The sequence below is a fragment of the Lentzea flaviverrucosa genome (assembly GCF_003350445.1).
Classification (GTDB): Bacteria; Actinomycetota; Actinomycetes; order Mycobacteriales; family Pseudonocardiaceae; genus Lentzea; species Lentzea californiensis.
On the sequence record NZ_QQAU01000005.1, the window covers coordinates 1 to 20,881 of the forward strand.

At 68.3% G+C, this 20,881-nt stretch carries 19 protein-coding genes; 10 read left to right on the forward strand and 9 right to left on the reverse strand.

Annotated features, from left to right (window positions below):
• The 3 genes from DFR72_RS16680 to DFR72_RS16690 form a co-directional block, all read right to left on the reverse strand.
• A partial coding sequence (locus DFR72_RS16680; RefSeq protein WP_147290332.1) for a single-stranded DNA-binding protein occupies nucleotides 1–104 on the reverse strand: 104 nt, incomplete at its 3' end.
• Nucleotides 105–133: 29 nt separating this feature from the next.
• The gene (gene rpsF, locus DFR72_RS16685; protein WP_090066368.1) at nucleotides 134–508 is read right to left on the reverse strand and encodes a 30S ribosomal protein S6; all 375 of its coding nucleotides are present in this window, start codon (nucleotides 506–508) and stop codon (nucleotides 134–136) included.
• Nucleotides 509–609: 101 nt separating this feature from the next.
• On the reverse strand, nucleotides 610–1,542 hold the full coding sequence (locus DFR72_RS16690) for a hypothetical protein (protein ID WP_090066301.1): 933 nt from the start codon (nucleotides 1,540–1,542) through the stop codon (nucleotides 610–612).
• Nucleotides 1,543–1,673: 131 nt separating this feature from the next.
• On the opposite strand from DFR72_RS16690, the gene DFR72_RS16695 reads away from it, so the two are divergent.
• The 3 genes from DFR72_RS16695 to DFR72_RS16705 are packed head-to-tail and all read left to right on the forward strand — an operon-like array spanning nucleotide 1,674 to nucleotide 4,871.
• On the forward strand, nucleotides 1,674–2,444 hold the full coding sequence (locus DFR72_RS16695) for a deoxyribonuclease IV (protein ID WP_090066300.1): 771 nt from the start codon (nucleotides 1,674–1,676) through the stop codon (nucleotides 2,442–2,444).
• A 23-nt stretch (nucleotides 2,445–2,467) separates the two neighbouring features.
• Nucleotides 2,468–3,844, forward strand: coding sequence for a glycosyltransferase family 87 protein (locus DFR72_RS16700; protein ID WP_245983067.1), 1,377 nt, complete (start codon nucleotides 2,468–2,470; stop codon nucleotides 3,842–3,844).
• A gap of 19 nt (nucleotides 3,845–3,863) precedes the next feature.
• Nucleotides 3,864–4,871, forward strand: a complete 1,008-nt coding sequence (locus tag DFR72_RS16705) for a GDSL-type esterase/lipase family protein (RefSeq protein WP_090066299.1) — start codon at nucleotides 3,864–3,866, stop codon at nucleotides 4,869–4,871.
• Here the strand turns inward: DFR72_RS16705 and DFR72_RS16710 are convergent.
• The 3 genes from DFR72_RS16710 to DFR72_RS16725 all read right to left on the reverse strand — a co-directional run bounded on the left by DFR72_RS16710 (nucleotide 4,783) and on the right by DFR72_RS16725 (nucleotide 9,748).
• Nucleotides 4,783–6,396 carry a glycosyltransferase family 87 protein gene (locus DFR72_RS16710; protein ID WP_090066298.1) on the reverse strand — a complete coding sequence of 538 codons (1,614 nt, stop codon included), beginning with the start codon at nucleotides 6,394–6,396 and terminating at the stop codon, nucleotides 4,783–4,785. The genes DFR72_RS16705 and DFR72_RS16710 overlap by 89 nt on opposite strands.
• A 101-nt stretch (nucleotides 6,397–6,497) precedes the next feature.
• Complete coding sequence (locus DFR72_RS16715) at nucleotides 6,498–9,002, reverse strand: transglycosylase domain-containing protein (RefSeq protein ID WP_170176297.1); 2,505 nt, start codon at nucleotides 9,000–9,002, stop codon at nucleotides 6,498–6,500.
• 347 nt (nucleotides 9,003–9,349) lie between these two features.
• Nucleotides 9,350–9,748 carry a DUF5318 domain-containing protein gene (locus DFR72_RS16725; RefSeq protein ID WP_170176298.1) on the reverse strand — a complete coding sequence of 133 codons (399 nt, stop codon included), beginning with the start codon at nucleotides 9,746–9,748 and terminating at the stop codon, nucleotides 9,350–9,352.
• Between the two features lie 164 nt (nucleotides 9,749–9,912).
• Here DFR72_RS16725 and DFR72_RS16730 point away from each other — a divergent pair, with 164 nt between their 5' ends.
• Both DFR72_RS16730 and DFR72_RS16735 read left to right on the forward strand, forming a co-directional pair.
• On the forward strand, nucleotides 9,913–10,449 hold the full coding sequence (locus DFR72_RS16730; protein WP_090066296.1) for a PadR family transcriptional regulator: 537 nt from the start codon (nucleotides 9,913–9,915) through the stop codon (nucleotides 10,447–10,449).
• Between the two features lie 31 nt (nucleotides 10,450–10,480).
• Nucleotides 10,481–11,566 (forward strand): inositol-3-phosphate synthase, encoded by a 1,086-nt coding sequence (locus DFR72_RS16735; protein WP_090066295.1) that lies wholly within the window; start codon nucleotides 10,481–10,483, stop codon nucleotides 11,564–11,566.
• A 39-nt stretch (nucleotides 11,567–11,605) separates the two neighbouring features.
• On the opposite strand, the gene DFR72_RS16740 is transcribed toward DFR72_RS16735, so the two are convergent.
• Nucleotides 11,606–12,340 (reverse strand): SDR family NAD(P)-dependent oxidoreductase, encoded by a 735-nt coding sequence (locus DFR72_RS16740; protein WP_090066294.1) that lies wholly within the window; start codon nucleotides 12,338–12,340, stop codon nucleotides 11,606–11,608.
• A 38-nt stretch (nucleotides 12,341–12,378) separates the two neighbouring features.
• Here DFR72_RS16740 and DFR72_RS16745 point away from each other — a divergent pair, with 38 nt between their 5' ends.
• A complete protein-coding gene (locus DFR72_RS16745; protein WP_090066293.1) occupies nucleotides 12,379–12,960 on the forward strand; it encodes a hypothetical protein in 582 nt (193 codons plus the stop codon).
• On the opposite strand, the gene DFR72_RS16750 is transcribed toward DFR72_RS16745, so the two are convergent.
• Nucleotides 12,909–13,535, reverse strand: coding sequence for an HAD family hydrolase (locus DFR72_RS16750; protein ID WP_090066292.1), 627 nt, complete (start codon nucleotides 13,533–13,535; stop codon nucleotides 12,909–12,911). The genes DFR72_RS16745 and DFR72_RS16750 overlap by 52 nt on opposite strands.
• 67 nt (nucleotides 13,536–13,602) lie before the next feature.
• On the opposite strand from DFR72_RS16750, the gene DFR72_RS16755 reads away from it, so the two are divergent.
• The 4 genes from DFR72_RS16755 (at nucleotide 13,603) to DFR72_RS16770 (ending at nucleotide 19,727) form a co-directional block, all read left to right on the forward strand.
• A complete protein-coding gene (locus tag DFR72_RS16755; RefSeq protein ID WP_090066291.1) occupies nucleotides 13,603–14,769 on the forward strand; it encodes an MFS transporter in 1,167 nt (388 codons plus the stop codon).
• A 64-nt stretch (nucleotides 14,770–14,833) separates the two neighbouring features.
• Nucleotides 14,834–16,858: a PhoX family protein gene (locus DFR72_RS16760; RefSeq protein ID WP_177224558.1), complete on the forward strand. Its 2,025-nt coding sequence runs from the start codon at nucleotides 14,834–14,836 to the stop codon at nucleotides 16,856–16,858.
• Between the two features lie 129 nt (nucleotides 16,859–16,987).
• Nucleotides 16,988–19,084: a PhoX family protein gene (locus DFR72_RS16765; protein WP_090066290.1), complete on the forward strand. Its 2,097-nt coding sequence runs from the start codon at nucleotides 16,988–16,990 to the stop codon at nucleotides 19,082–19,084.
• 103 nt (nucleotides 19,085–19,187) lie between these two features.
• Nucleotides 19,188–19,727: a DUF3455 domain-containing protein gene (locus tag DFR72_RS16770; RefSeq protein ID WP_090066289.1), complete on the forward strand. Its 540-nt coding sequence runs from the start codon at nucleotides 19,188–19,190 to the stop codon at nucleotides 19,725–19,727.
• Here DFR72_RS16770 and DFR72_RS16775 read toward each other — a convergent pair.
• A complete protein-coding gene (locus DFR72_RS16775) occupies nucleotides 19,700–20,875 on the reverse strand; it encodes an MFS transporter (RefSeq protein WP_245983068.1) in 1,176 nt (391 codons plus the stop codon). The two genes, DFR72_RS16770 and DFR72_RS16775, sit on opposite strands and share 28 nt — an antisense overlap.
• Nucleotides 20,876–20,881: the final 6 nt, after the last annotated feature.

A 20,881-nucleotide genomic window follows, 5' to 3' on the forward strand; every position in this document is an offset into this window, starting at 1 on the left:
GAGGCGACCGTGAAGCTGGCCACCGCCGCACCGGACTGGGTAAAGCGCAGTTCGGGATCGGCAGTCAGGTTCCCGACCACCGTGATCGTCGTCTCACCAGCCATGTCTTGGGAGCTCCCCTAGTCGAGGTTCGTCAGGCCCTGGCAGCGGCCCTGGCCGCTGACTTGGCCGACTTGGCGTCCGACTTGGCCTTGGCCTTGGCGGCCAACTTGGCGGCCTTGGCGGGCTCGCGGCGCAGGACCTTCGTCCGGAGCACCGTCTCCTGCAGACCGAGCTGGCGGTCCAGTTCCTTCACCGCGTCAGGCGTCGAGGTCAGGTCGAGCACCGCGTAGATGCCCTCGCCGCTCTTGTTGATCTCGAAGCTCAACCGGCGCTTGCCCCACACCTCGACCTTCTCCACGTTTCCGCCCGTGGTGCGGATGACGTTGAGGAACGTGTCGAGCGACGGTGCGACAGTGCGCTCGTCGAGACTGGGGTCGAGGATGACCATCACTTCGTAATGACGCATGAGGACCACTCACCTCCTGTGGACTCGCGGCCACGGGCTTTCCGTGGCAGGAGGGTCGTCGCGTCAGCAACTGACAAAGGTTAACAGAGCGCGTCCGGCGACTACGCAGGGGTGCGACGCAGTGCCCAGGTCCGCACCAGGGCGCCCGTGACCAGGGCGAGCATCAGCACCGCGACCAGCACCGGAGCGCCGACCCCGCCGGGTCCGCTCAGCCTGGGCAACGCCGTGGCACGACCGGCGGCCTGCACCGAGTCGCCCTCGACACCGGTGCCGTTGGACGCGCGGGGCACCTGCGAGCCGTACCGCACACCGGGCGACGGCGAGTAGAGGCCGGGCATCGCGAACGGCAGCGAGCCGTAGCTGAACAGCGGCACGCGGCCGAAGTTCGAGCCGATCGGGTAGAGCGAGAAGTCGCGGTTGCTGGGAGCGCCCGCGCCCACGCCGGGAACGCCGGGCTGGGTGCCCGGCTGCGTGCCGGGGTTGGTCTGAGGCTGCGGCTGGGGCTGCTGACCAGGCGGTTTCGGTGCGCCGGGGATGGCGCCCACGGCCTGCTGCGAGGCATCCGCGACGGCCTTGGCGCCGTCCTGGACGGGCGCGGCGACCTGGTTGACGCCGACCACCGTCACCTGGCAGCCCTGCGTCAGCGTCGCGCGCACGGTCTTGTCGAGCGTGCCGAGGATCGGCCCGAGCAACGGGATCTTGTTCACCTCGGCCATCACGGCGTTGGCGATCGTGCCGCCGCTGATGGTCGTCGTGCCGACCTGCACCGCGCCGATCGGCATGGGCTTGGCCTGCGCGAACGCCTGCTTGAACGGCTCGGCGAGCGGCGGCCCGAGCAACGGGACGGCGCGCACCAGGTCGGTGATCGGCTGCGTCACGGCGGCCGGACTCAGAGAGACGGGGGTGCCGGGCGCGCCCTGCACGGTGGTGGCGCAGCTGCCGACCACGATGGGTTCCGCCGCGTGCGCGACCCCGCCCACCGAAGCGGAAGCCAGGGCCAGCAACGCCGTGGCGGCGACGCTCAACAGCCTCATGCGAACCCCTTTCCTACTCTCTAGTAACGACCGTAGGTCCTGGTGGTGACGTAGACCATCCCCAGTTTTTCCAATTACTCCTATCGGCGGCGGCTGCGATGGCGTTATGGGCGCCGACTACCCTCCTGCGTATGCGCATCGGGGCCCATGTACGCGACGACGACCCGGTCGGCGCCGCGGCCGAACGCGGGGCCGAGGTCGTCCAGTTCTTCCTGTCGGATCCCCAGGGGTGGAAGAAGCCCAAACCCCACCCGCAGGCGGAGGCCCTGCTCGCCTCCGAGCTGGACGTGTTCGTCCACGCCCCGTACATGATCAACATCGCGTCGCTGAACAACAAGATCCGGATTCCGTCCAGGAAGAACGTGATCCAGCACGCGGAGGCCGCCGCGACGGTCGGCGCCAAGGGCCTGATCGTGCACGGCGGCCACGTCACCAAGGGCGAGGACCCGGCCGAGGGCTTCGCGAACTGGCGCAAGTTCTTCGAGCGCCAGGTCGCCGAGGGCGGCTTCGCGGTCCCGGTCCTGATCGAGAACACCGCGGGCGGCGACGGCGCCATGGCGCGCACGTTCGACTCCCTCAAGCTGCTCTGGGACGCGGTCGGCGAGTTCGGCGCGGGCTTCTGCCTCGACACCTGCCACGCGTTCGCCGCCGGTGAGGACCTGGTCGGCATCGTCGACCGGGTGAAAGCGATCACCGGCCGGATCGACCTCGTGCACCTCAACAGCTCGCGCGACGAGTTCGGTTCCTCGCGCGATCGGCACGACAACATCAAGACTGGCACCATCGACGCCGACCAGTTGGCGGCCGTGGTCGCCACAGCCGGATGCCCCGTCGTGGTGGAGACGCCCGACGAGGGCCAGGCCGACGACATCGCCTTCCTGCGCGACCGCGCCGGCCGGTGAAGACCGTGCACGAGGTGGTGAGCGTGACGCCCGAGCGAGGCGACGCCGGGCGTTCCGTGAACCGTTTCGGCAGCGCTGCCGCCGCCGTGCTCGTGTTGCTTTGCGGGCTCACGCTGCTGCTGGGCTTCATCAACAAGGACCGCTGCACCGGTCCCGCGTTCGACCAGTGGGGCCGCACGCAGCCCGACTACGACGAGCGCAACAAGCAGGACGTCTGCTACTCCGACATCCAGCACCTCTGGATCGGGCGCGACATCGACCGGCACGTCTTCCCGTACGTCGACGGCAACATCAACGACAAGGGCATCCTCATCGGGGGCTCGGTCGAGTACCCGGTGCTCTCCGGCCTCCTGATCTGGGCGGGTGCGATCTTCGCGCACACCGACGCGGAGTACCTGCTCTACTCGTCGCTGCTGATGGCGCCGTTCGGCCTGCTCACGGGTTACCTGCTGGGCAAGCTGGCCCGCTGGCGCGCGTTGCTGTGGGCGATCGGGCCACCGCTGGTCCTCTACGCGTTCCACAACTGGGACCTGCCGGTCGTGCTGTGCTCGGTCGCCGCGGTCTTCGTGGTGCACCGCTGGAACCGGCCGCTCGTCGAGAGAGCCGTCGTCGCGTCCGTGCTGCTCGGGCTCGGGTTCGCGTTCAAGGTCTACCCGGCGGCGTTCGTGCTGCCGCTGATGCTCTTCGTCGCCACCGGCGGCTGGCGCGGCCAGGAGATGCCCGCCGGCAAGAAGGCCGACGTGGCGGGCGCGGTCAAGGTCGGGCTCGCGTCGATCATCACGGTCGTGCTGGTCAACCTGCCGTTCGCGATCGCGGGCTACGACGGCTGGGCGGCGTCGTTCGAGTTCCAGTCGCTGCGCCGGGTCGACATCACCACGAACTCGGTCTGGTACTGGGGCCTGCGGCCGTTCATCGGCGACGACGCGATGCAGTCGCTGGTCGGCGTCATCTCGCCGATCACGATCCTGCTCTCGTTCGGCATCGCGGCCGGCTACGGCTGGATGCGGTTCCGGCGCGAGGGCAGCTACCCGTGGATCGCGGTGTCCGGCGCGATGCTGTGCGGCTTCATGCTGCTGCACAAGGTCCACTCGCCGCAGTACACGCTGTGGCTGGTGCCGTTCCTCGTGCTGCTGCGCGTGCGGCTGGTGTGGTCCTTCGCCTACTTCGTGGTCGACCTGGCCATGGGCATCGGCATCTTCCGCTGGTTCTGGGCGATCGAGTTCGGTCAGCCGGCCGGGATCTACGACAGCTTCTCCGCGCAGGCCGTGATGATCGGCGTGTGGGGCCGGGCCGCGTTGCTCGTGGCGCTGTTCGTCGTGTTCCTCAAGGCCAGAGACGTCACCGAGGACGATCAAGAGGACCTGAAGTTCATCCGCGGAGCTGTAGCAGCGAAGGCCTGATCCGCCGCAGACTTCACTCGTGAGGCTGATCATCGTGCTGGCGTTGCTGCTGGCCTGCGGTGCCTCCGGCGTGCCCGTGCGCTCGGAGGTGATCCGCTGGCTGCCCGTGTGGCAGGCCGTGCCCACGCTCTCGGGCACCGTGCCGGACCAGAGCGTGCGCACGACGGTCGACCTCGCGGCGGGCGGCACCTCGGTCCGGGTGCGCCTGTCGAACCTGATGGGCATCAGGCCGGTGCGCGTCGAGCAGGTCACCGTCACCGCGAACGGCGAGACGCGGCAACTCACGTTCGGCAGGTCCAAGGGCGTCACGATCAGGGCGCGCGACGAGGTCTACAGCGACGCCGTGCAGCTCGAGGTCACCAAGACGCTGGAGATCAGCACGTACGCCCCGGCCGGCACGCCGTGCCAGGCCCGCGCACATCGCACGATCACGTCCACGCGTGAGCAGATCTGCCTCGTCTCGGGGGTCGAGGTCGCGGGCTTCACCGCGCCGGGTGCGGTGGTGATGTTCGGCGACTCGATCACCGAGGGGTTCTACGAGAACACCTGGCCGTCGTTGGTGCGGAGCGACTACGCGGTGCTGAACGCGGGCATCAACGGCAACGGCGTGGTGCTGGGCAACGCACCGATGATCACGCGTGTGCAGCGGGACGTCCTGTTCAGCGAAGAAGTCCGCAAGGTCGTGCTGCTGGGCGGCATCAACGACATCCAGAGCGGTGTCAGCGCCGAGAACGTCATCGCGGGCATCCGCAGCGTTCAGCTGCGGTGCCGCAACGAGGGCGTGGAGTTCCACGTCGGCACCATCACGCCGTGGCGCGGCTGGTACACGTGGACCGAGGAGAGGGAACAGCAGCGCCAGAAGGTGAACGCGTGGATCCGCGCCACCTTCCGCGACGCCATCGACTTCGACGAGGCCGTGCGCGACCCCGCCGATCCGCTCAGACTGCGTCCGGAGTTCGACTCCGGTGATCACCTGCATCCGAACGGGAACGCATTCGGTGCGATGGCGCGCCTCGTGCGGGTGTGACGAGCTGCCGGTCCGGCGCGTCGGCCAGCACGCCCGCCAGCGGGTCGTCGCCCGCCTGCCGCACGAGGTCGCGCTCCGGGTGGTAGATCTCCTTGAGGATGATCACGCACAGCAGGACGACGGCGGCGTCACGCAGCACCACGGCGCCGAGGAACCAGTCGATCGGCAGGCCCTTGTTGTCGGTGCCGAGGTAGAAGTACATGCGCGGCGCCCACACCAGCGCGTCGACCGCCATCCACGCCAGCAGCAGCTTCCAGCGCGGCAACGCCAGCACGGCCAGCGGCACCAGCCACAGCGAGTACTGCGGGCTCCACACCTTGTTCGTCAGCAGGAACGCCGCCACGACCAGGAACCCCAGCTGCGCGAGCCTTGGCCTCGTCGGTGCCGAGAGCGCCACGTAGGCGATGCCGGCGCAACACACGAGGAACAGCACCATGCTGACCGTGTTGAGGATCGTCGGCGGTTGTCCCTGCGTCAGCCCGGGGTCGAAGCCCTGCCACCCCGTCCACTGCACGAGCACGTTGTAGAGCGTGTCCGGGTCCGCGTTGCGTTCGGTGTTGAGGCGGAAGAACTCACGCCACCCGGTCTGCGACGCCGGGTTCAGGGCGATCGGCGCGTTGACGAGCGCCCACGCGCCTATGGCCGCCGCCGTGGTGGCGAGGCCGACCTTGATCCTGTTGGACCGCCAGCACAACAACAGCAACGGCCCGAGCAGGAACAACGGGTAGAGCTTCGCCGCACCACCGAGCCCCAGCAGCACACCGGCGAGCACCGGCTTCTTCCGCGCCCACGCCAGCAGGCCGGCCGTCGCGAACGCCGTCGCGATCGTGTCGAAGTTGGTGAACGCGTGCACGACGACCAGCGGCGACACAGCGACGATCGCCGCGTCCCACGTCCTGCGCCGCGCGATCCGGGCGACCGAGAACACCGTCACCAGCCACGCCACCGCCAGCCAGAACGCCGTGACGTTGAAGAACACGATCACCGTCATCGGCAGCCCCGGCACGAGCGCCACGAGCCCCTGAGCCACGCGCGCGTTGAGCCACATGAACAGGCCGGTGACCACGGGGTACTCCATGTACCGGACGTGCTCGGTCGGCTTGCCCTCGTCGTCCTTCCACGACGTGATGTACGGGAAGGCACCGCGCTGGTCGAGCCGTTCCGCGGTGTAGAGCGGCACCGTGTCGGAGTAGCAGAGCGCGGTGAACTGCTTGCTGCCCCGCCAGTCGAGCTGCACGACGCCCTTGTCGTCCGTGTACTGCTGGATGCACGGGGACTTCTGCACCCATCCCAGCAGCAACGTGACCACGGCGAGCATCAGGATGACCCGCAGCGCCGTCCAGAAGTAGTTCCGGCCGACCTGCGCGTGCTCGCCGAGCGGACCGCCGAAAGGTCTGCTCAGGCTGCGGGCGAGGGACTCGGTCCACGTCGGTGCGACGCGTTCTTCGCGGGTGAGCGAGTCGGTTTCCTCGGCGAGGTCCGTCTCGGAAACCTCGGCGGGACGCTCGGCAGGGCTGCTGGGCACGGGGCGGATGTTACGGCCAAGACCGTTTCGCCGTGGTCAACATCCCAGGTACCGCACAAAGCGAAGGGGCCCGGTGCGTGTGCACCGGGCCCCTTCGCGGGTCAGCCGTCTCCTGGAGCGCCGCCTCTGGGGCGGCCGCTGGTCGACGGATCGGGATCGCCGGACGGATCCGGGCAGTTGATGCCCGGGATGCAACCGGGGTTCTGCGGCTTCGTCTGCGACGGCTTGGTCGGTTCCGTGGTCGGCGACGGCGGGGTGTTGCTCGGCTGGTTGTTGTTGCTGCTGGGCGGAGGCGACGGCGGGTCGGACTTGCGCGGCGGGTTGAAGTTGCCCAGCGGGACCGGCTTCGGGAACGCTTCCTTCTGCGCTCCGGCGAGTGCCCCGTCCATGAACTTCTTCCACATCAGGCCGGGCAGACCGGAGCCGAAGACGGCCTTGCCGCCCTTGTCCTTGATGGCCACGTTGCCCTGGTCCTTGCCGACCCACACGGAGGCGGACAGCTGCGGCGTGTAGCCGACCATCCAGGCCTTCGAGTTCTGGTCGAGGCTGCCGGGGAGCTCGTGCGTACCGGTCTTGCCGGCGCACGGGCGGCCGCCGGCGCACGCGATCGCCCCTGACGGGATGTCCTTCAACGTCTCCGTGACGTTGTCGGCGATGTCGCGGCTCTTCGTCTCGACCGGGTCGAACGCCGGCACCGGCTGGTCGACGTGCTGGTAGAGGACGTCACCGGTGGGGCCCACGATCTTCGTGACGAAGAACGGAGCCCGGTACACGCCGCGAGCCGCGAACGTCGCGAAGGCCGAGGCCATGTCGAACGGCCGCACCTGGGCGCTGTCGGCACCGATGGAGATACCGGCGGTGGGCGGGTTGCCGCCCTCACCGACCAGGGTCTGCTTCTCCTGGCCGCCGACCTTGACGACCTTCGGGATGCCGGCCGCGTGCGCCGCGTCCGCCACTGCCTTCGTGCCCGTGCCCTCCGGGCCCGCCACCATGTCGTAGAACACGGTGTTGAGGGACTCCTTCATGGCCTGCTTGATCGGGCACTGCTTGCCGCACTGGCTGTTGCCGGCGTTGCGGATCTCGACACCGGCGATCTTACGCGGCGTGGCGTCGTAGGTGTCGCCGATGCCCTTGCCCATCTTCAGGGCGGCCACCAGGTCGAACGGCTTGAACGACGAGCCGGCCTCCTGGATCGTGCCCTTGGCGTAGTCGATGCCCTTGAGGCCGTCCTTGCCCGGGTAGTAGGCCCTGACGGCACCGGACTGCGGCTCGATCGCGCTGAGCGACGTGCGCAGCTCCGGGTCCTGGCCCGCCATCACCGAGTTCACGGCGTCGAGCGCGGCCTGCTGCATCTTCGGGTCGATCGTCGTGTGGACGGTGACGCCGACCTTCTGCGCCTTCTCCATCGTGAGGCCGACGAGCTCGCTGTCGATCTCGTTCTGGACCTGCTGGCTCACGCGGGCGAGCGGTCCGTCGAGGCTCGCGGGCTGCGTCTGCTCGAACGGCAGGGGCGCCGGGTACTGGCGGGCGTCGTAGTCGGCCTGGCTGACCCATCCCTTTTGAAGCATCTGCTTCATCACGAATTCCCAGCGCTTCTTCGCGTGCTCCTCGTCCTCGGACCAGGAGGGGATCTGGATCATGCCCGCGATGAAGGCGGCCTCGGAAGGAGTGAGGTCCTTCATCTCCTTGTCGTAGTAGACCTGCGCCGCGGCCTTCATGCCGTTCGCGCCACGACCGAAGTACACCGTGTTCATGTACGCGGTGAGGATCGTCGGGTGGTCCGACTCGTTGCTCATCTTGTAGGCCTTGACGAGCTCGGTGAACTTACGAGTCAGCGTCGCTTCCTCGTTGCCGGTCGCCTTCTTGATGTACTGCTGCGTCAGACCGGAACCACCCGAGCTGCCACCGGTCGCCTGGATCCAGACGGCGCGGGCGATGGCCTTGACGTCGAAGCCGGGGTTGTCGAAGAAGTCCGCGTCCTCCGCCGCCATGACGGCGTTCTTGACGGTGTCCGGGAGCTCCTCGTACGTGAGCAGCGTGCGGTTCTGGCCGGGCGAGGTGATCTTGCCCATCTCGGTGTTGTCCGAGTAGAGCAGGGTGATCGTCTTGTCCTGTTCGGCCGCGATGTCGTTCGGCCGGGGCCAGTCGACGAGCGGGTACGCGACCGCGATGGCGATCACCGGGCCCAGGAGCATCAGGCCGATCGAGACGAACGCGGCGATCCGCACGCGCTTCCAGATCTTCTTCTTGCGCAGACGACGCTCCTCCTCTTCGGTGAGCTCCGGCTCGTCGTCGTAGTACTCGTCGTCGTCACCGTCGTGCACACCGGCCATGAGGAACTCGTCGTCAGGCTCGCGGTGGGTGATGAGCTCGGGCTCGCGCTGCGTCGGCCGGTTGACCGGCGGCAGCTGCGTGGTGCGGTCCGCACCGGGGGTGCGCGGGGGCACGCCGGGACGGCCGGGGCCACCCTGCGGGCCACCGGGGCCGGCCGGGCCACCGGGGCGACGGGCGCCGGGAGGCGGGGCGATGGGCATGCCGCCGGGAGGCGTCGGAGGACGGTTGCCCGGAACACCGGGACCGCCCTGAGGGCCGCCGGGGCCGCTCATGGGGCCCTGCGGCCGCCCTGGCCCGCCCTGCGGCCCACCAGGAGCGCCCTGCGGACCGCCTGGTCCGTTCGGGCGGCGTGGGGGCTGCTGCTGTGGGAAACCACCAGGTGGCGTGCCACCCTGGGGAGGGCGCGCGAAACCACCGGGTGGGGTACCCGGACGTGGCTGATTCGGGACATCGCGCCTCGCGCCGCCGCCGTCCGGGTCGTCCCCGGTCGGCCACTGCGGCTCGCCTCCGCGCTGCCGGTCATCATGCTGGTCGTTCACGTGAAAAGGCCTCCCAGACCGGCGTGCATCAGCACACGGTTCGGTGGTCGTACTTCATTCGGAGCAGTGTCACCTGTGGGTCATTCCGACGCAGTCCTCCTGCGTGGCTCTTCCAGCCCACGCTTCCCCAGGACGTATGACTGCACCAGGTGGTTCCAACTGCACGTGCGACAAACTTCAACTAGGTACACGGAGAACTCGTCGAAGAGGTTCGCCATCTTCACCAGTTCTTCAGGCGTCCGCGCCGAGCCGGCCGCGTGCTTGAGCTCGTCACCGTAGACCCACGACACGTGCGTCAACGGTTCCTTGCGGCACACGGGGCAGGGCACATCGGTCGCCGTCCCGTGGAACTTCGCAGCTCGCAGCAGGTACGGGTTCGCGTCGCAGACCTCCATGGTGCCCGTGCGACCGGCATAGACCTCCGCCAGCAGCGCACGCCGCTGCAGCGAGTAGTCCACCACCTGCCGTTGGGTCAACACGAGACCAGAGTACGTGCCGGGCGCTTTTCGATGATGGGCCGTTCAGGGCAGCAGGCCCCGACGCGGTATCACGGTGTGCCACATCCCACAGTTGCGAGGAGCCATCGATGTATCGAGCCGATATAATCACCTCACCTATCGGTGCAGGTGCGAGGAGGTGACTCGTGTTCGAGTTCGCGCTGCTCGGCCTGCTGCACGAGGCGCCCATGCACGGCTACGAGCTGCGCAAGCGCTTGCATGACCTGCTCGGAGCGTTTCGCGCGTTCTCGTACGGATCGCTGTACCCAACACTTCGGCGACTCCAACGGGCGGGCCTGATCGTGGAGGAGGGGCCGGAGGAATCGGCTCTTTCTTGGGGACGTCGGGCTCGCAAGGTCTACAAGTTGACTCCCGAGGGCAAGGAGCGGTTCGCCGATCTCCTGGTCAACGCGGGTCCGCAGACCTGGGACGACGACTCGTTCGGAGTCCACCTGGCGTTCTTCTCACGCACGCCGGCAGACGTCAGGATGCGCATCCTGGAGGGCCGCCGGCGGTGTGTCGAAGAACGCAGGGAGGGGCTCCGCGAGCGGCTCACGCGCACGGGTGAGCAGATCGACCGCTACACCCGTGAGCTGCACAGCCAGGGCCTGGAAAGCACGGAGCGCGAGGTGCGGTGGCTCAACGAGCTCATCGCGCACGAGAAGTCCGAGCAGGACGAGTAGCGATTCACTGTTGATCAAGGAGGACTCGGCAATGGGCGAAAACCGCCGCACCGTTCGAGTGGCCATCGTCGGGGTTGGCAACTGCGCGGCGTCGCTGGTGCAGGGCGTCCACTACTACCGGGACGCCGACCCGAGCACCCGCGTGCCCGGTCTCATGCACGTGCAGTTCGGTGACTACCACGTGCGCGATGTCGAGTTCGTCGCCGCGTTCGACGTGGACGCGAAGAAGGTCGGGGTCGACCTCTCGGAGGCCATCGGGGCCAGCGAGAACAACACGATCAAGATCGCGGACGTGCCGCCGCTCGGCGTCGTCGTGCAGCGCGGGCACACCCTCGACGGTCTCGGGAAGTTCTACCGCGAGACGATCGAGGAGTCCGACTCCGAGCCCGTCGACGTCGTCGCGGCGTTGCGCGAGGCCGAGGTCGACGTGCTGGTCTCGTACCTGCCCGTGGGTTCCGAGGACGCGGACCGCTTCTACGCCCAGTGCGCCATCGACGCCGGTGTCGGCTTCGTCAACGCCCTGCCGGTCTTCATCGCGTCGGACCCGGAGTGGGCGGAGAAGTTCCGCGCGGCCGGTGTCCCGATCGTCGGTGACGACATCAAGTCCCAGGTCGGCGCCACCATCACGCACCGCGTGCTGGCGAAGCTGTTCGAGGACCGCGGCGTCCAGCTCGACCGCACCATGCAGCTGAACGTGGGCGGCAACATGGACTTCCTGAACATGAAGGAACTGGAGCGACTGGAGTCCAAGAAGGTCTCCAAGACCCAGGCCGTCACGTCCCAGGTGGACCGCGACATGGGCAAGCGCAACGTCCACATCGGACCGTCGGACTACGTGGCGTGGCTCGACGACCGCAAGTGGGCCTACGTGCGCCTGGAAGGCCGCGCCTTCGGCGACGTGCCGCTGAGCCTCGAGTACAAGCTGGAGGTCTGGGACTCCCCGAACTCCGCGGGCATCATCATCGACGCCGTTCGCGCGGCGAAGATCGCCCTCGACCGGGGCATCGGCGGCCCGATCCTCTCGGCGTCGTCGTACTTCATGAAGTCCCCGCCGGTGCAGTACTCGGACTCCGAGGCGCACGAGGCCGTCGAGAAGTTCATTCGCGGCGAAGTCTGATCTGTTGGGCCGCCCTCCTCACGAGGGCGGCCCTTCCTTTCACCGCTTCGAGAGCCGCAACTTCTGCCAACTGCCGTCCGCGGTCCACCCGCCGTCGACGGGCAGCGCGACCCCGTTGATGTACCGCGCGTTGTCGCTCGCCAGGAACCGCACGGCCTGTGCGATGTCATCGGGCGCGGCGAACCGGTTCATCGGCACGTGGTCCGTGATGTCCTCGTCGACGTAGAACCCGCCGGCCTGCGACTCGACGTCCATCTCGGTCTTGACCCAGCCGGGACACACGGCGTTGACCCTGATCCCCCGCCCGCCCCACTCGACGGCGAGCGTGCGCGTCAACCCGATCAGCCCGTGCTTCGTCGTGTTGTACGCGGCCCGGTCCGCCACGCCCTGCAACCCGGCGACGGACGCGATGTTGACGACGCTGCCGGAACCCTGGCCGAGCATGATCCTGCCCAGCGCCTGCGTCAGCAGGAACGGCCCGGTCAGGTTGACCGCCATGATCCGTTCCCACTGCTCGAGGCTCGTGTCCTCGAACGGCACGATGCCGGCGATCCCGGCGTTGTTGACCAGCACGTCGACCCGGCCGTACGTGCCTTCGACGTGATCGGTCAGGCGCTGGACGTCCGCGGCGCTCGCGACGTTGCCGACGATCCCGTCCTCGCTCTCCTGCAGGTCGAAGCCGACGACGGCGAACCCGTCCTCGCGCAGCACGTCGGCGATCCGCAGCCCCATGCCCTGCGCCGTGCCCGTGACCACGGCAACTCGTTGCGTCATGCCCGCCACGCTAGCCGTGCTTCCGCTAGGTTCGGCCGGTGCGCACGCTGCTGGTCGCCCTCCCCGGCCTGGTCCTCGCCGGCATCGGCCTGACCCACCCCCACCACTTGGACGCGTCCACCGCGCAGTGGTGGCGGGACATGCACGTCATCCTGGCGGTGATCTTCCCGCTTCTCGGTGCGGCGCAATGGGTCCTGCTCGATGACACCCCCAAGTACGTCCGCTACCCGGGCCGGGTCCTCGCGTTCGGTTTCGTCGTCTTCTACGGCGCGCTGGACGCGTTGGCGGGCATCGGCGGCGGCGCGATGACGCTGGCGAACGGCGGTCGCACCAGCGCCGACGAGCCGTTGTTCAAGATCGGCAACCAGCTCGGAACCGTTGGCGCGTGGTGCTTCCTGGCGGCCAGCGCCGCGCTCGTGGTGTGCGCGCTGCTCAAGTACAAGCTCAAGGCCCTGCCCGGAGCGGTCTTCCTGCTGTTGGGCAGCTACCTGTTCCTCAGCAGCCACATCTACTGGCCGAAGGGCGTCATCGCCTGCACCTGCATCGCGATCGGCCTGGCCGCGATCAGCTACGCCAGCGCGTCCGGCAGGTCGGTGATCGAGGACAGCACTCGCACCTGAACCAGCACGTCCTCGGCGGGCGGGAAGTGCGGGTTCGGCACGGCGAGCACGGTCATGCCCGCTGCCAGGGCTGCCTTCAGGCCGTTGGTCGAGTCCTCGACGGCGTAACAGGATGCCGGTGGGACCCCGAGCTGTGCGGCGGCCGCGAGGTACACGTCGGGCGACGGTTTCCCGGCGGCGCACGATTCCGACGACACGGCGACCGGCACCGGCAGGCCGGTCACCTCGAGGAACACCTTGATCAGCACGGCGGGTGCCGACGATGCGATCGCGACCGGGAAGCGTGACGCCACCGCGCGAACCGCGTCCACCGCGCCCGGGATCACCGGCAGGTGTGCGGCGTAGGCCTTCTCCATCTCGGCGATCACGCCGGCGGACGCCTCGGCGGGCGTCAGCCGAACGCCCAGCGACACCAGGTACGCGCCCCACTCCGGCGTCGACATCCCCTGCATGGCACGGGTCGCCTCAGGAGTCCACGTGCCGCCGTGAGCAGCCGCGAACGACTGGCGCACCTCGTCCCACACCTGTTCCGAGTCGATCAGCACGCCGTCGAGGTCGAAGATCACCGCATCCACGCCCTGAACCGTACCTTGTGACGCACTGTACTTCGCGATGCTAAGTAAAATAAGTTAGGATGGCGAAGTGAATTTCAAGGCTCAGCCCAAGCAGGTGTGGATCACTGCGTTCGCCGCCGTGATCGCATTCATGGGGATCGGGCTCGTGGACCCGATCCTGCTGTCCATCGCAGAGGGTCTGCACGCAACACCGTCGCAGGTCACCCTCCTGTTCTCGTCCTACCTCGGCGTCCAGGTCGTGGCGATGCTCTTCACCGGCGCTGCGACGGCGCGGTTCGGGGCCAAGCGCACGCTCGTCGGCGGGCTCGCGCTGATCGTCGTCGCGACGCTGCTGTGCTCGGCGGCGGGGAGCATCGGCCAGCTCGTGGGGTTGCGGGCCGTGTGGGGGCTCGGCAACGCGTTCTTCATCGCCACCGCGCTCAGCGTCATCGTCGGTGCGGCCAGCGGCGGGCAGAAGGCCGCGATCCTGCTCTACGAGGCGGCGCTCGGCCTCGGTCTGAGCGTGGGGCCGTTGCTCGGGGCGCTGCTCGGCAGCTTCTCGTGGCGCGGGCCGTTCCTCGGCACCGCGATCCTCATGGCGGCCGCCCTGATCCTTTGTGCAACGTTCCTGGCGAAGGACTCGCACCTCGAACGTCCGAGGATCAGCCTGCTCGACCCGCTGAAGGCCCTGCGGAACCCCGTCCTGCTGCGCACGTCGATCGGAGCGGCGCTCTACACGGCCGCGTTCTTCACAGTTCTCGCCTGGTCGCCGTTCGTCCTGCGGTGGGGCGCCGTCGAGATCGGACTGATCTTCTTCGGCTGGGGTGTGTGCGTCGCCGTGTCGAGCGTCTTCCTCGCGCCACGGCTCGCGGACCGCGTCGGCGAGAAGGCCGCGATCATCGGGTCTGTGCTGGCGTTCGCCGTGCTCATGCTCCTGATGGCGGTGCCCAGCAAGCCGTTGCTGGTAGTCGCGGTGATCGTGAGCGGCCTGGTCAGCGGGCTGCTCAACACGCTGTTCACCGGCACCGCGATGAGCGTCAGCGACGCGCCGCGGCCGGTCGCGAGCGCCGGGTACAACTTCCTGCGCTGGCTCGGCGGTGCTCTGGCCGCGACGTTCGTCAGTCACCTGGCCCAGCCGTTCGTCGTCGCCGCGGTCCTCTGCGTCGTCGCCGCCGGACTGCTGGCGCTCAACCGGACGGACACAAGGGACGTTCCGTCCGAAGCTGTCCTCGCGGGTGAACAACTTGTGGGTTAACAAAGCATGAACGGAAGCCTACGGTCGGTGCTGGTTCCCGCACCGACCGTAGGAGGCCACCACCATGATCCCTCTGCCACTCGTCAACCACCGCGTCGGCAGAGCGGCGGTGACATGCGAGTACCGCTGCGGGGACGCGTGCTTCCACGAGGTCCCGAACACCTCGGGCAACCCCTACTTCGGGGATCTGGTCAGCCGCCGCACCGCTCTCAAGGCGGGTGCGGTCGTCGCGGCCGCCGCCACCATCGCCACGCCGGCGACAGCCGCGGCCGCCGCCGAACCCCAGCAGTCCCAGGGCCGCCCACCCAGGGGACTCGACTTCAAGCCCGTCACGGTCAACACCAAGGACGAGGTCGTCGTCCCCGAGGGGTACGAGCAGGGAATCGTGATCCGCTGGGGCGACCCGCTCTTCCCCGGCGTCCCCGAGTTCGACTTCGACGACCAGACCGCGGCCAAGCAGGCCAAGCAGTTCGGCTTCAACTGCGACTTCGCCGCGATCCTGCCGCTGGACCCGTTGGAACTGACCGGGATCATGGTCACGAACCACGAGTACACCAGCGAGCCGTTCATGTTCCGCGGCTACGACCCGAACAACCCCACCGAGGAGCAGGTGAAGATCGGCTGGGCCGCGCACGGCCTGTCGGTGTTCATGATCAAGCGCTCGCTGTTCTCCGGCCACTACAAGGCGAAGTTCAGCAAGTACAACCGCCGCATCACCCTGCACACGCCGTTCGAGGTGCGCGGGCCGGCCGCGGGCAGCGACCTGCTGAAGACCTCGGTGGACCCGACGGGCAAGAGGGTTCTCGGCACGATCAACAACTGCGCCGGCGGCGTCACGCCGTGGGGCACGATCCTGTCCGGCGAGGAGAACTTCAACCAGTACTTCGGCAACGCCGCCGGCCGCAACGACCCGAGGCTCACGAGGTACGGCGTCACCGGCACGGCGACCACGCGCAAGTGGGAGCGCTTCGACAAGCGCTGGGACCTCGCGCAGGAACCCAACGAGGTCAACAGGTTCGGCTGGGTCATCGAGCTCGACCCGAACGACCCGGACTCCACGCCGATCAAGCACACGCACCTCGGCCGGTTCAAGCACGAGACCGCGAACATCCGCGTCGCCGACGACGGCCGCATCGTCGCGTACTCGGGTGACGACGAGCGGTTCGAGTACATCTACAAGTTCATCTCGAACGGCAAGATGAAGCGCGGCAACAGCAAGGCCGCGCGCCGCCACAACATGACGCTGCTCGACGACGGCACGCTCTACGTCGGCAGGTTCTCCGGCGACAGCCCGGTCTCCGAGATCGACGGCACCGGAAAGCTGCCCAGCGACGGCAAGTTCGACGGCACCGGCGAGTGGATCCCGCTGGCGGCGGGCAACAGGTCCTTCGTGCCGGGCATGACCGCCGAAGAGGTCTACGTCTTCACGCGCATCGCGGCGGACAAGGTCGGCGCGACCAAGATGGACCGCCCGGAGGACATCCAGTGCCACCCGCGCACCGGCACGGTCTACTGCGCGCTCAGCAACAACGTCGAACGCGGCGTCACCGCGGGCAAGGAAGGCGCGACCGAGCCGAACCCGCGCGTCAACAACCGCCACGGCCAGGTGCTGGAGATCGTCGAACGCCGCAGCGACGCGCTCGCGCTGACGTTCAACTGGGGCCTGTTCCTGGTCTGCGGCTTCCCGGAGGACCCGAACACCTACTTCGGCGGCTACGACAAGTCCCAGGTCAGCCCGATCTCCAGTCCGGACAACGTGGCGTTCGACCGGCACGGCAACCTGTGGATCTCCACGGACGCGGACGGCAAGCTCGACGGGCTGAACGACGGCCTCTACGGCGTGCCGCTGGAAGGCCCGGAACGCGGTCACCTCAAGCTGTTCCTCACGGTGCCGCGCGGCGGTGAGACGTGCGGTCCGGTGATCGGCGAGCGGGTGATCACGGTGTGCGTCCAGCACCCCGGCGAGGTGGACGGCGCGAGCGCCGACAAGCCCGTCTCGAACTGGCCGGACCGGGGCACCTCGCGGCCGCGTCCGTCGGTCGTCGCGGTGTGGCGCAAGGGCCGTCGTCAGCTGGGTGAGATCGGCTGATCACCCTGCGTGCTGTGATCGTTCGGGAGTAGTACGAGTTCGCCTGTCGTTCACCTCCTGGACGGCAGGCGATCTCGTTGGGCTCTTAGGTTCGGCCAGTTCCCACACTGACCGATCTCGGAGGCCTGCGTGTCCTCACCCACCGATCGGGGCCGTCGCCTGCTGCCCCTGCTCACGGCCAATCACCCGCTCGGGCGTCAGGCCGTCACCTGCGAGTTCCGCTGCGGCAACGCCTGCGCCCACGAGGCGCCCAACACGACGCAGAACGCGTACTTCGGTGACGTCGTCAAGGAGGTCGTGAGCCGCCGCGGCATGCTCAAGGCCGGTGCGGTCGTCGCGGCCGCCGGTGCCGGCGCGCTCGCGTTCTCCGGTGCGGCCGCCGCCGCTCCGGCCCACGCCGACGCCGAGGCCCTGGGCCGCGGCGGCAACAACGGCAACGACGGTCTGAACTTCGAGCCGGTGCAGCCCAACACCCTCGACCAGATCAGCGTGCCCCAGGGTTTCCAGCAGGACGTCGTCATCCGCTGGGGTGACGGGGTGCTGGACGACGCGCCGAAGTTCGACTTCGACAACCAGACGCCGGAGGCGCAGGCCAAGCAGTTCGGCTTCAACAACGACTTCTGCGGCCTCGTGCCGGTGCCCGGCTACCACGACAGCTGGCTCATGGTGAGCAACCACGAGTACACGTCCGAGACCTACATGTTCAAGGACTGGGCGCCGGACAAGATCACCGAGAAGCACGCCAAGATCGCATGGGCCGCGCACGGCCTGTCGGTCGTGATGGTCGACCGGGACCCCCGCACGGGCAAGCTCTTCGTCTGCCCGGACGACAAGAAGAAGTACAACCGCAGGATCACCCTCACCACGCCGTTCGAGGTGAAGGGCCCGGCCGCCGGTTCGAAGTTCCTCAAGACCTCCGCCGACCCGACGGGCCGCAGGGTCCTGGGCACGCAGAACAACTGCGCCGGTGGCGTCACACCGTGGGGCACGATCCTGTCCGGCGAGGAGAACTTCAACCAGTACTTCGCCAACGCGAGCCAGGTCACCGACCCGGACACCAAGGCCAAGTTCGCCCGCTACGGCATCAGCGGCGGCGCGTCGCTGCGCCAGTGGGAGCGCTTCGACAAGCGCTTCGACCTGGCCCAGGAACCCAACGAGGCCAACAGGTTCGGCTGGATCGTCGAGATCGACCCGCTCGACAAGAACTCGACCCCGGTCAAGCACACCGCCCTCGGCCGCTTCAAGCACGAGGGCGCGAACGTCATCGTCGCCAAGGACGGCCGCGTGGTCGCGTACATGGGCGACGACGAGCGCTTCGACTACATGTACAAGTTCGTCACGGACGAGAAGATGCAGAAGGGCGCCTCGAAGCGCGCCCGCGAGCACAACAAGCAGTTGCTGGACAAGGGAACGCTCTACGTCGCCAAGTTCACCGGTGACAGCCCGGCCGCCGAGATCGACGGCACCGGCAAGCTGCCCGCCGACGGCGAGTTCGACGGCAGCGGCGAGTGGATCGCGCTGGCGCACAACGACAAGTCGTTCGTTCCGGGCTTCACCGCCGAAGAGGTCTACGTCTTCACGCGCCTGGCCGCGGACAAGATGGGCGCCACGAAGATGGACCGCCCGGAGGACGTCGAGCCCTCGACGCACAACCGCCGGATCTACGCCGCGCTGACCAACAACACCGACCGCGGCAAGGCGGGCAAGGAAGGCCCGACCGAGATCAACCCGCGCAACGGCAACAAGCACGGCCACGTCCTGGAGATCGAGGAGCGCCGCAGCGACAACACGGCGCTCACGTTCTCCTGGAAGCTGCTGCTGGTCTGTGGTGACCCGAAGGACCCTGGCACGTACTTCGGCGGCTACGACAAGTCGCAGGTCAGCCCGATCTCCTGCCCGGACAACGTCGCGTTCGACACGCACGGCAACCTGTGGATCTCCACCGACGGCAACGCCCTGGGGTCCAACGACGGCCTCTTCGCGGTGCCCGTCTCCGGCAAGCGCCGCGGTCAGGTGAAGCAGTTCCTCACCGTTCCCAAGGGTGCGGAGACCTGCGGCCCGGTCATCACCGAGGACTTCGTGCTGGTGTCCGTGCAGCACCCCGGCGAGATCGACGGCGCCTCGGCCAACAACCCGCTGTCGCACTGGCCTGACGGTGGCACCTCGCAGCCGCGTCCGTCCGTCGCGGTGGTGTGGCGCAAGGACCGTCGCAAGATCTGCGACTGATCCCGTGATCCGGTGCGGCCGCCCGTCCGCGTGACGGGTGGCCGCACCACCAGCTGAGACGGTACTGAACCGGTCCGCAAACCCTCCCGTACGACCGGAGGTGATGAAACGTGCTGGCATCGTCCTGGTCTCATCAACTCTTCTCGGCATCCTCCTGGGAGGTGCCGGCTCCACCGCCGCGCCGACCCCGGAAGCCATGAACGGAGCTGACGCGAGGGTCGCACCCGCTGTTCAGGTCCCGTCCGGCAACAAGCTCGTCGCGAAGCTCTACGCCAAGGGCGTGCAGACCTACACCTGCACGGCCGGAGCGTGGAAGGGCCTGGAACCCGCCGCGACACTGGCGGACCGGCTCGGCAGGGCGGTCGGACTGCACTCGCGCGGTCCGGTCTGGGTCTCCACCGTCGACGGCAGCGCGGTCGAGGCCGCCCCGGTCGAGGGCGCCCGCAACGAGGTTTCCGGAGCCGTTCCGGAACTCCTGCTCAAGGCCAAGTCCACCAGGGGCGAGGGAACGTTCGCCGGCGCCAGCTATGTGCAGCGCCTCGCCACCAAGGGCGGCGTCGCACCGGCGGGCGGCTGCACCGAGGGCGCGCAGACGTCCGTGCGTTACGAGGCGCTCTACACCTTCTCCGTCCCCGCCCTCTGAACGAGCGCGACCACCGCTGCCGTGATCATCGTGATGCCGACGACCCAGAGGCCGGTCTTCTGGGTCCCGGTGATGTCACGCAGCCAGCCGGTCACGTAGGGCGCCGCGAAACCGCTCAGGTTGCCCAGTGAGTTGATCAACGCGATTCCACCCGCCGCCGCCGCGCCGCCCAGGAAGCTCGTGGGAAGCGCCCAGAACGTGGGCAGCGCGGCGCAGACACCGATGGCGCAGACCGAGACCGCCACCATCGCCGCGATGGGGTTGTCCAGGTAGAGCGCCACGGGGATGGCCGCTCCGCCGAGCAGCATGGGCGCGGCGACGTGCCACTTCCGTTCTCCGGTGCGGTCGCCGTGCCTGGCCCACAGGACCATGGCGACCGCGCCGAGGACGTACGGAATCGCGTTGATCAGCCCGCGCTCGACGATCCCGGCTCCGGGCGCCAGGCCCTTGATGATCGTCGGCAGGAAGAACCCCAGCGTGTACAGCCCGTAGACGATCCCGAAGTACACGAAGCTCAACGCCAGGATCCGCGGGTGCGTGAGGGCCTTCTTGAGCGGCCAGTGCTCCTCGGCGGGCTGCTCCGGAGCGTCGTCGGGCTTGTCCGGCAGCCAGAACCACGTCACGAACGCCAGCGCGATCGCCGGCAGTCCCTCGATGAGGAACATCGTGCGCCAGTCCGTCCACTGGATCAGCAACGCGCTGAACGTGGACCCGACCGCCGTCGAGATCGGCACCGCCACCATGAACAGCGCGACGATCCGCGCCCGCTCCCTCTGCGGGTAGAAGTACGTCAGGTACAGGATGATCCCGGGGAAGAACCCGGCCTCGGCCACGCCGAGCAGGAACCGCAGCGCGACCAGCACGGTCCCGTTGGGCACGAACGCCATGGCCGTGGCGACGATCCCCCAGCTGATCATGATCCGCGCGATCCACTTGCGCGCGCCGAACCTGTGCAGGGCCAGGTTGCTCGGCACCTCGAGCAGCAGGTAGCCGATGAAGAACACCCCGGACGCGAACCCGAACACCGTCGCCGAGAGCTGGAGCTCCTCCGACATGCCGTTCGGCCCGGCGAACCCGATGTTGACCCGGTCCAGGTAGTTGATGAAGTAGAGCAGGCACAGGTAAGGCAGGATCAACTTCCTGGGCACTATGGT

What these genes read in the sequence shown, in the direction of transcription:
- rpsF (WP_090066368.1), bottom strand. Translation starts at nt 508, where the DNA reads ATGCGTCATTACGAAGTGATGGTCATCCTCGACCCCAGTCTCGACGAG.
- DFR72_RS16770 (WP_090066289.1), top strand. Translation starts at nt 19,188, where the DNA reads ATGAAACGTGCTGGCATCGTCCTGGTCTCATCAACTCTTCTCGGCATC.
- DFR72_RS16760 (WP_177224558.1), top strand. Translation starts at nt 14,834, where the DNA reads ATGATCCCTCTGCCACTCGTCAACCACCGCGTCGGCAGAGCGGCGGTG.
- DFR72_RS16740 (WP_090066294.1), bottom strand. Translation starts at nt 12,340, where the DNA reads ATGACGCAACGAGTTGCCGTGGTCACGGGCACGGCGCAGGGCATGGGG.
- DFR72_RS16695 (WP_090066300.1), top strand. Translation starts at nt 1,674, where the DNA reads ATGCGCATCGGGGCCCATGTACGCGACGACGACCCGGTCGGCGCCGCG.
- DFR72_RS16715 (WP_170176297.1), bottom strand. Translation starts at nt 9,002, where the DNA reads ATGAGCGGCCCCGGCGGCCCTCAGGGCGGTCCCGGTGTTCCGGGCAAC.
- DFR72_RS16735 (WP_090066295.1), top strand. Translation starts at nt 10,481, where the DNA reads ATGGGCGAAAACCGCCGCACCGTTCGAGTGGCCATCGTCGGGGTTGGC.
- DFR72_RS16690 (WP_090066301.1), bottom strand. Translation starts at nt 1,542, where the DNA reads ATGAGGCTGTTGAGCGTCGCCGCCACGGCGTTGCTGGCCCTGGCTTCC.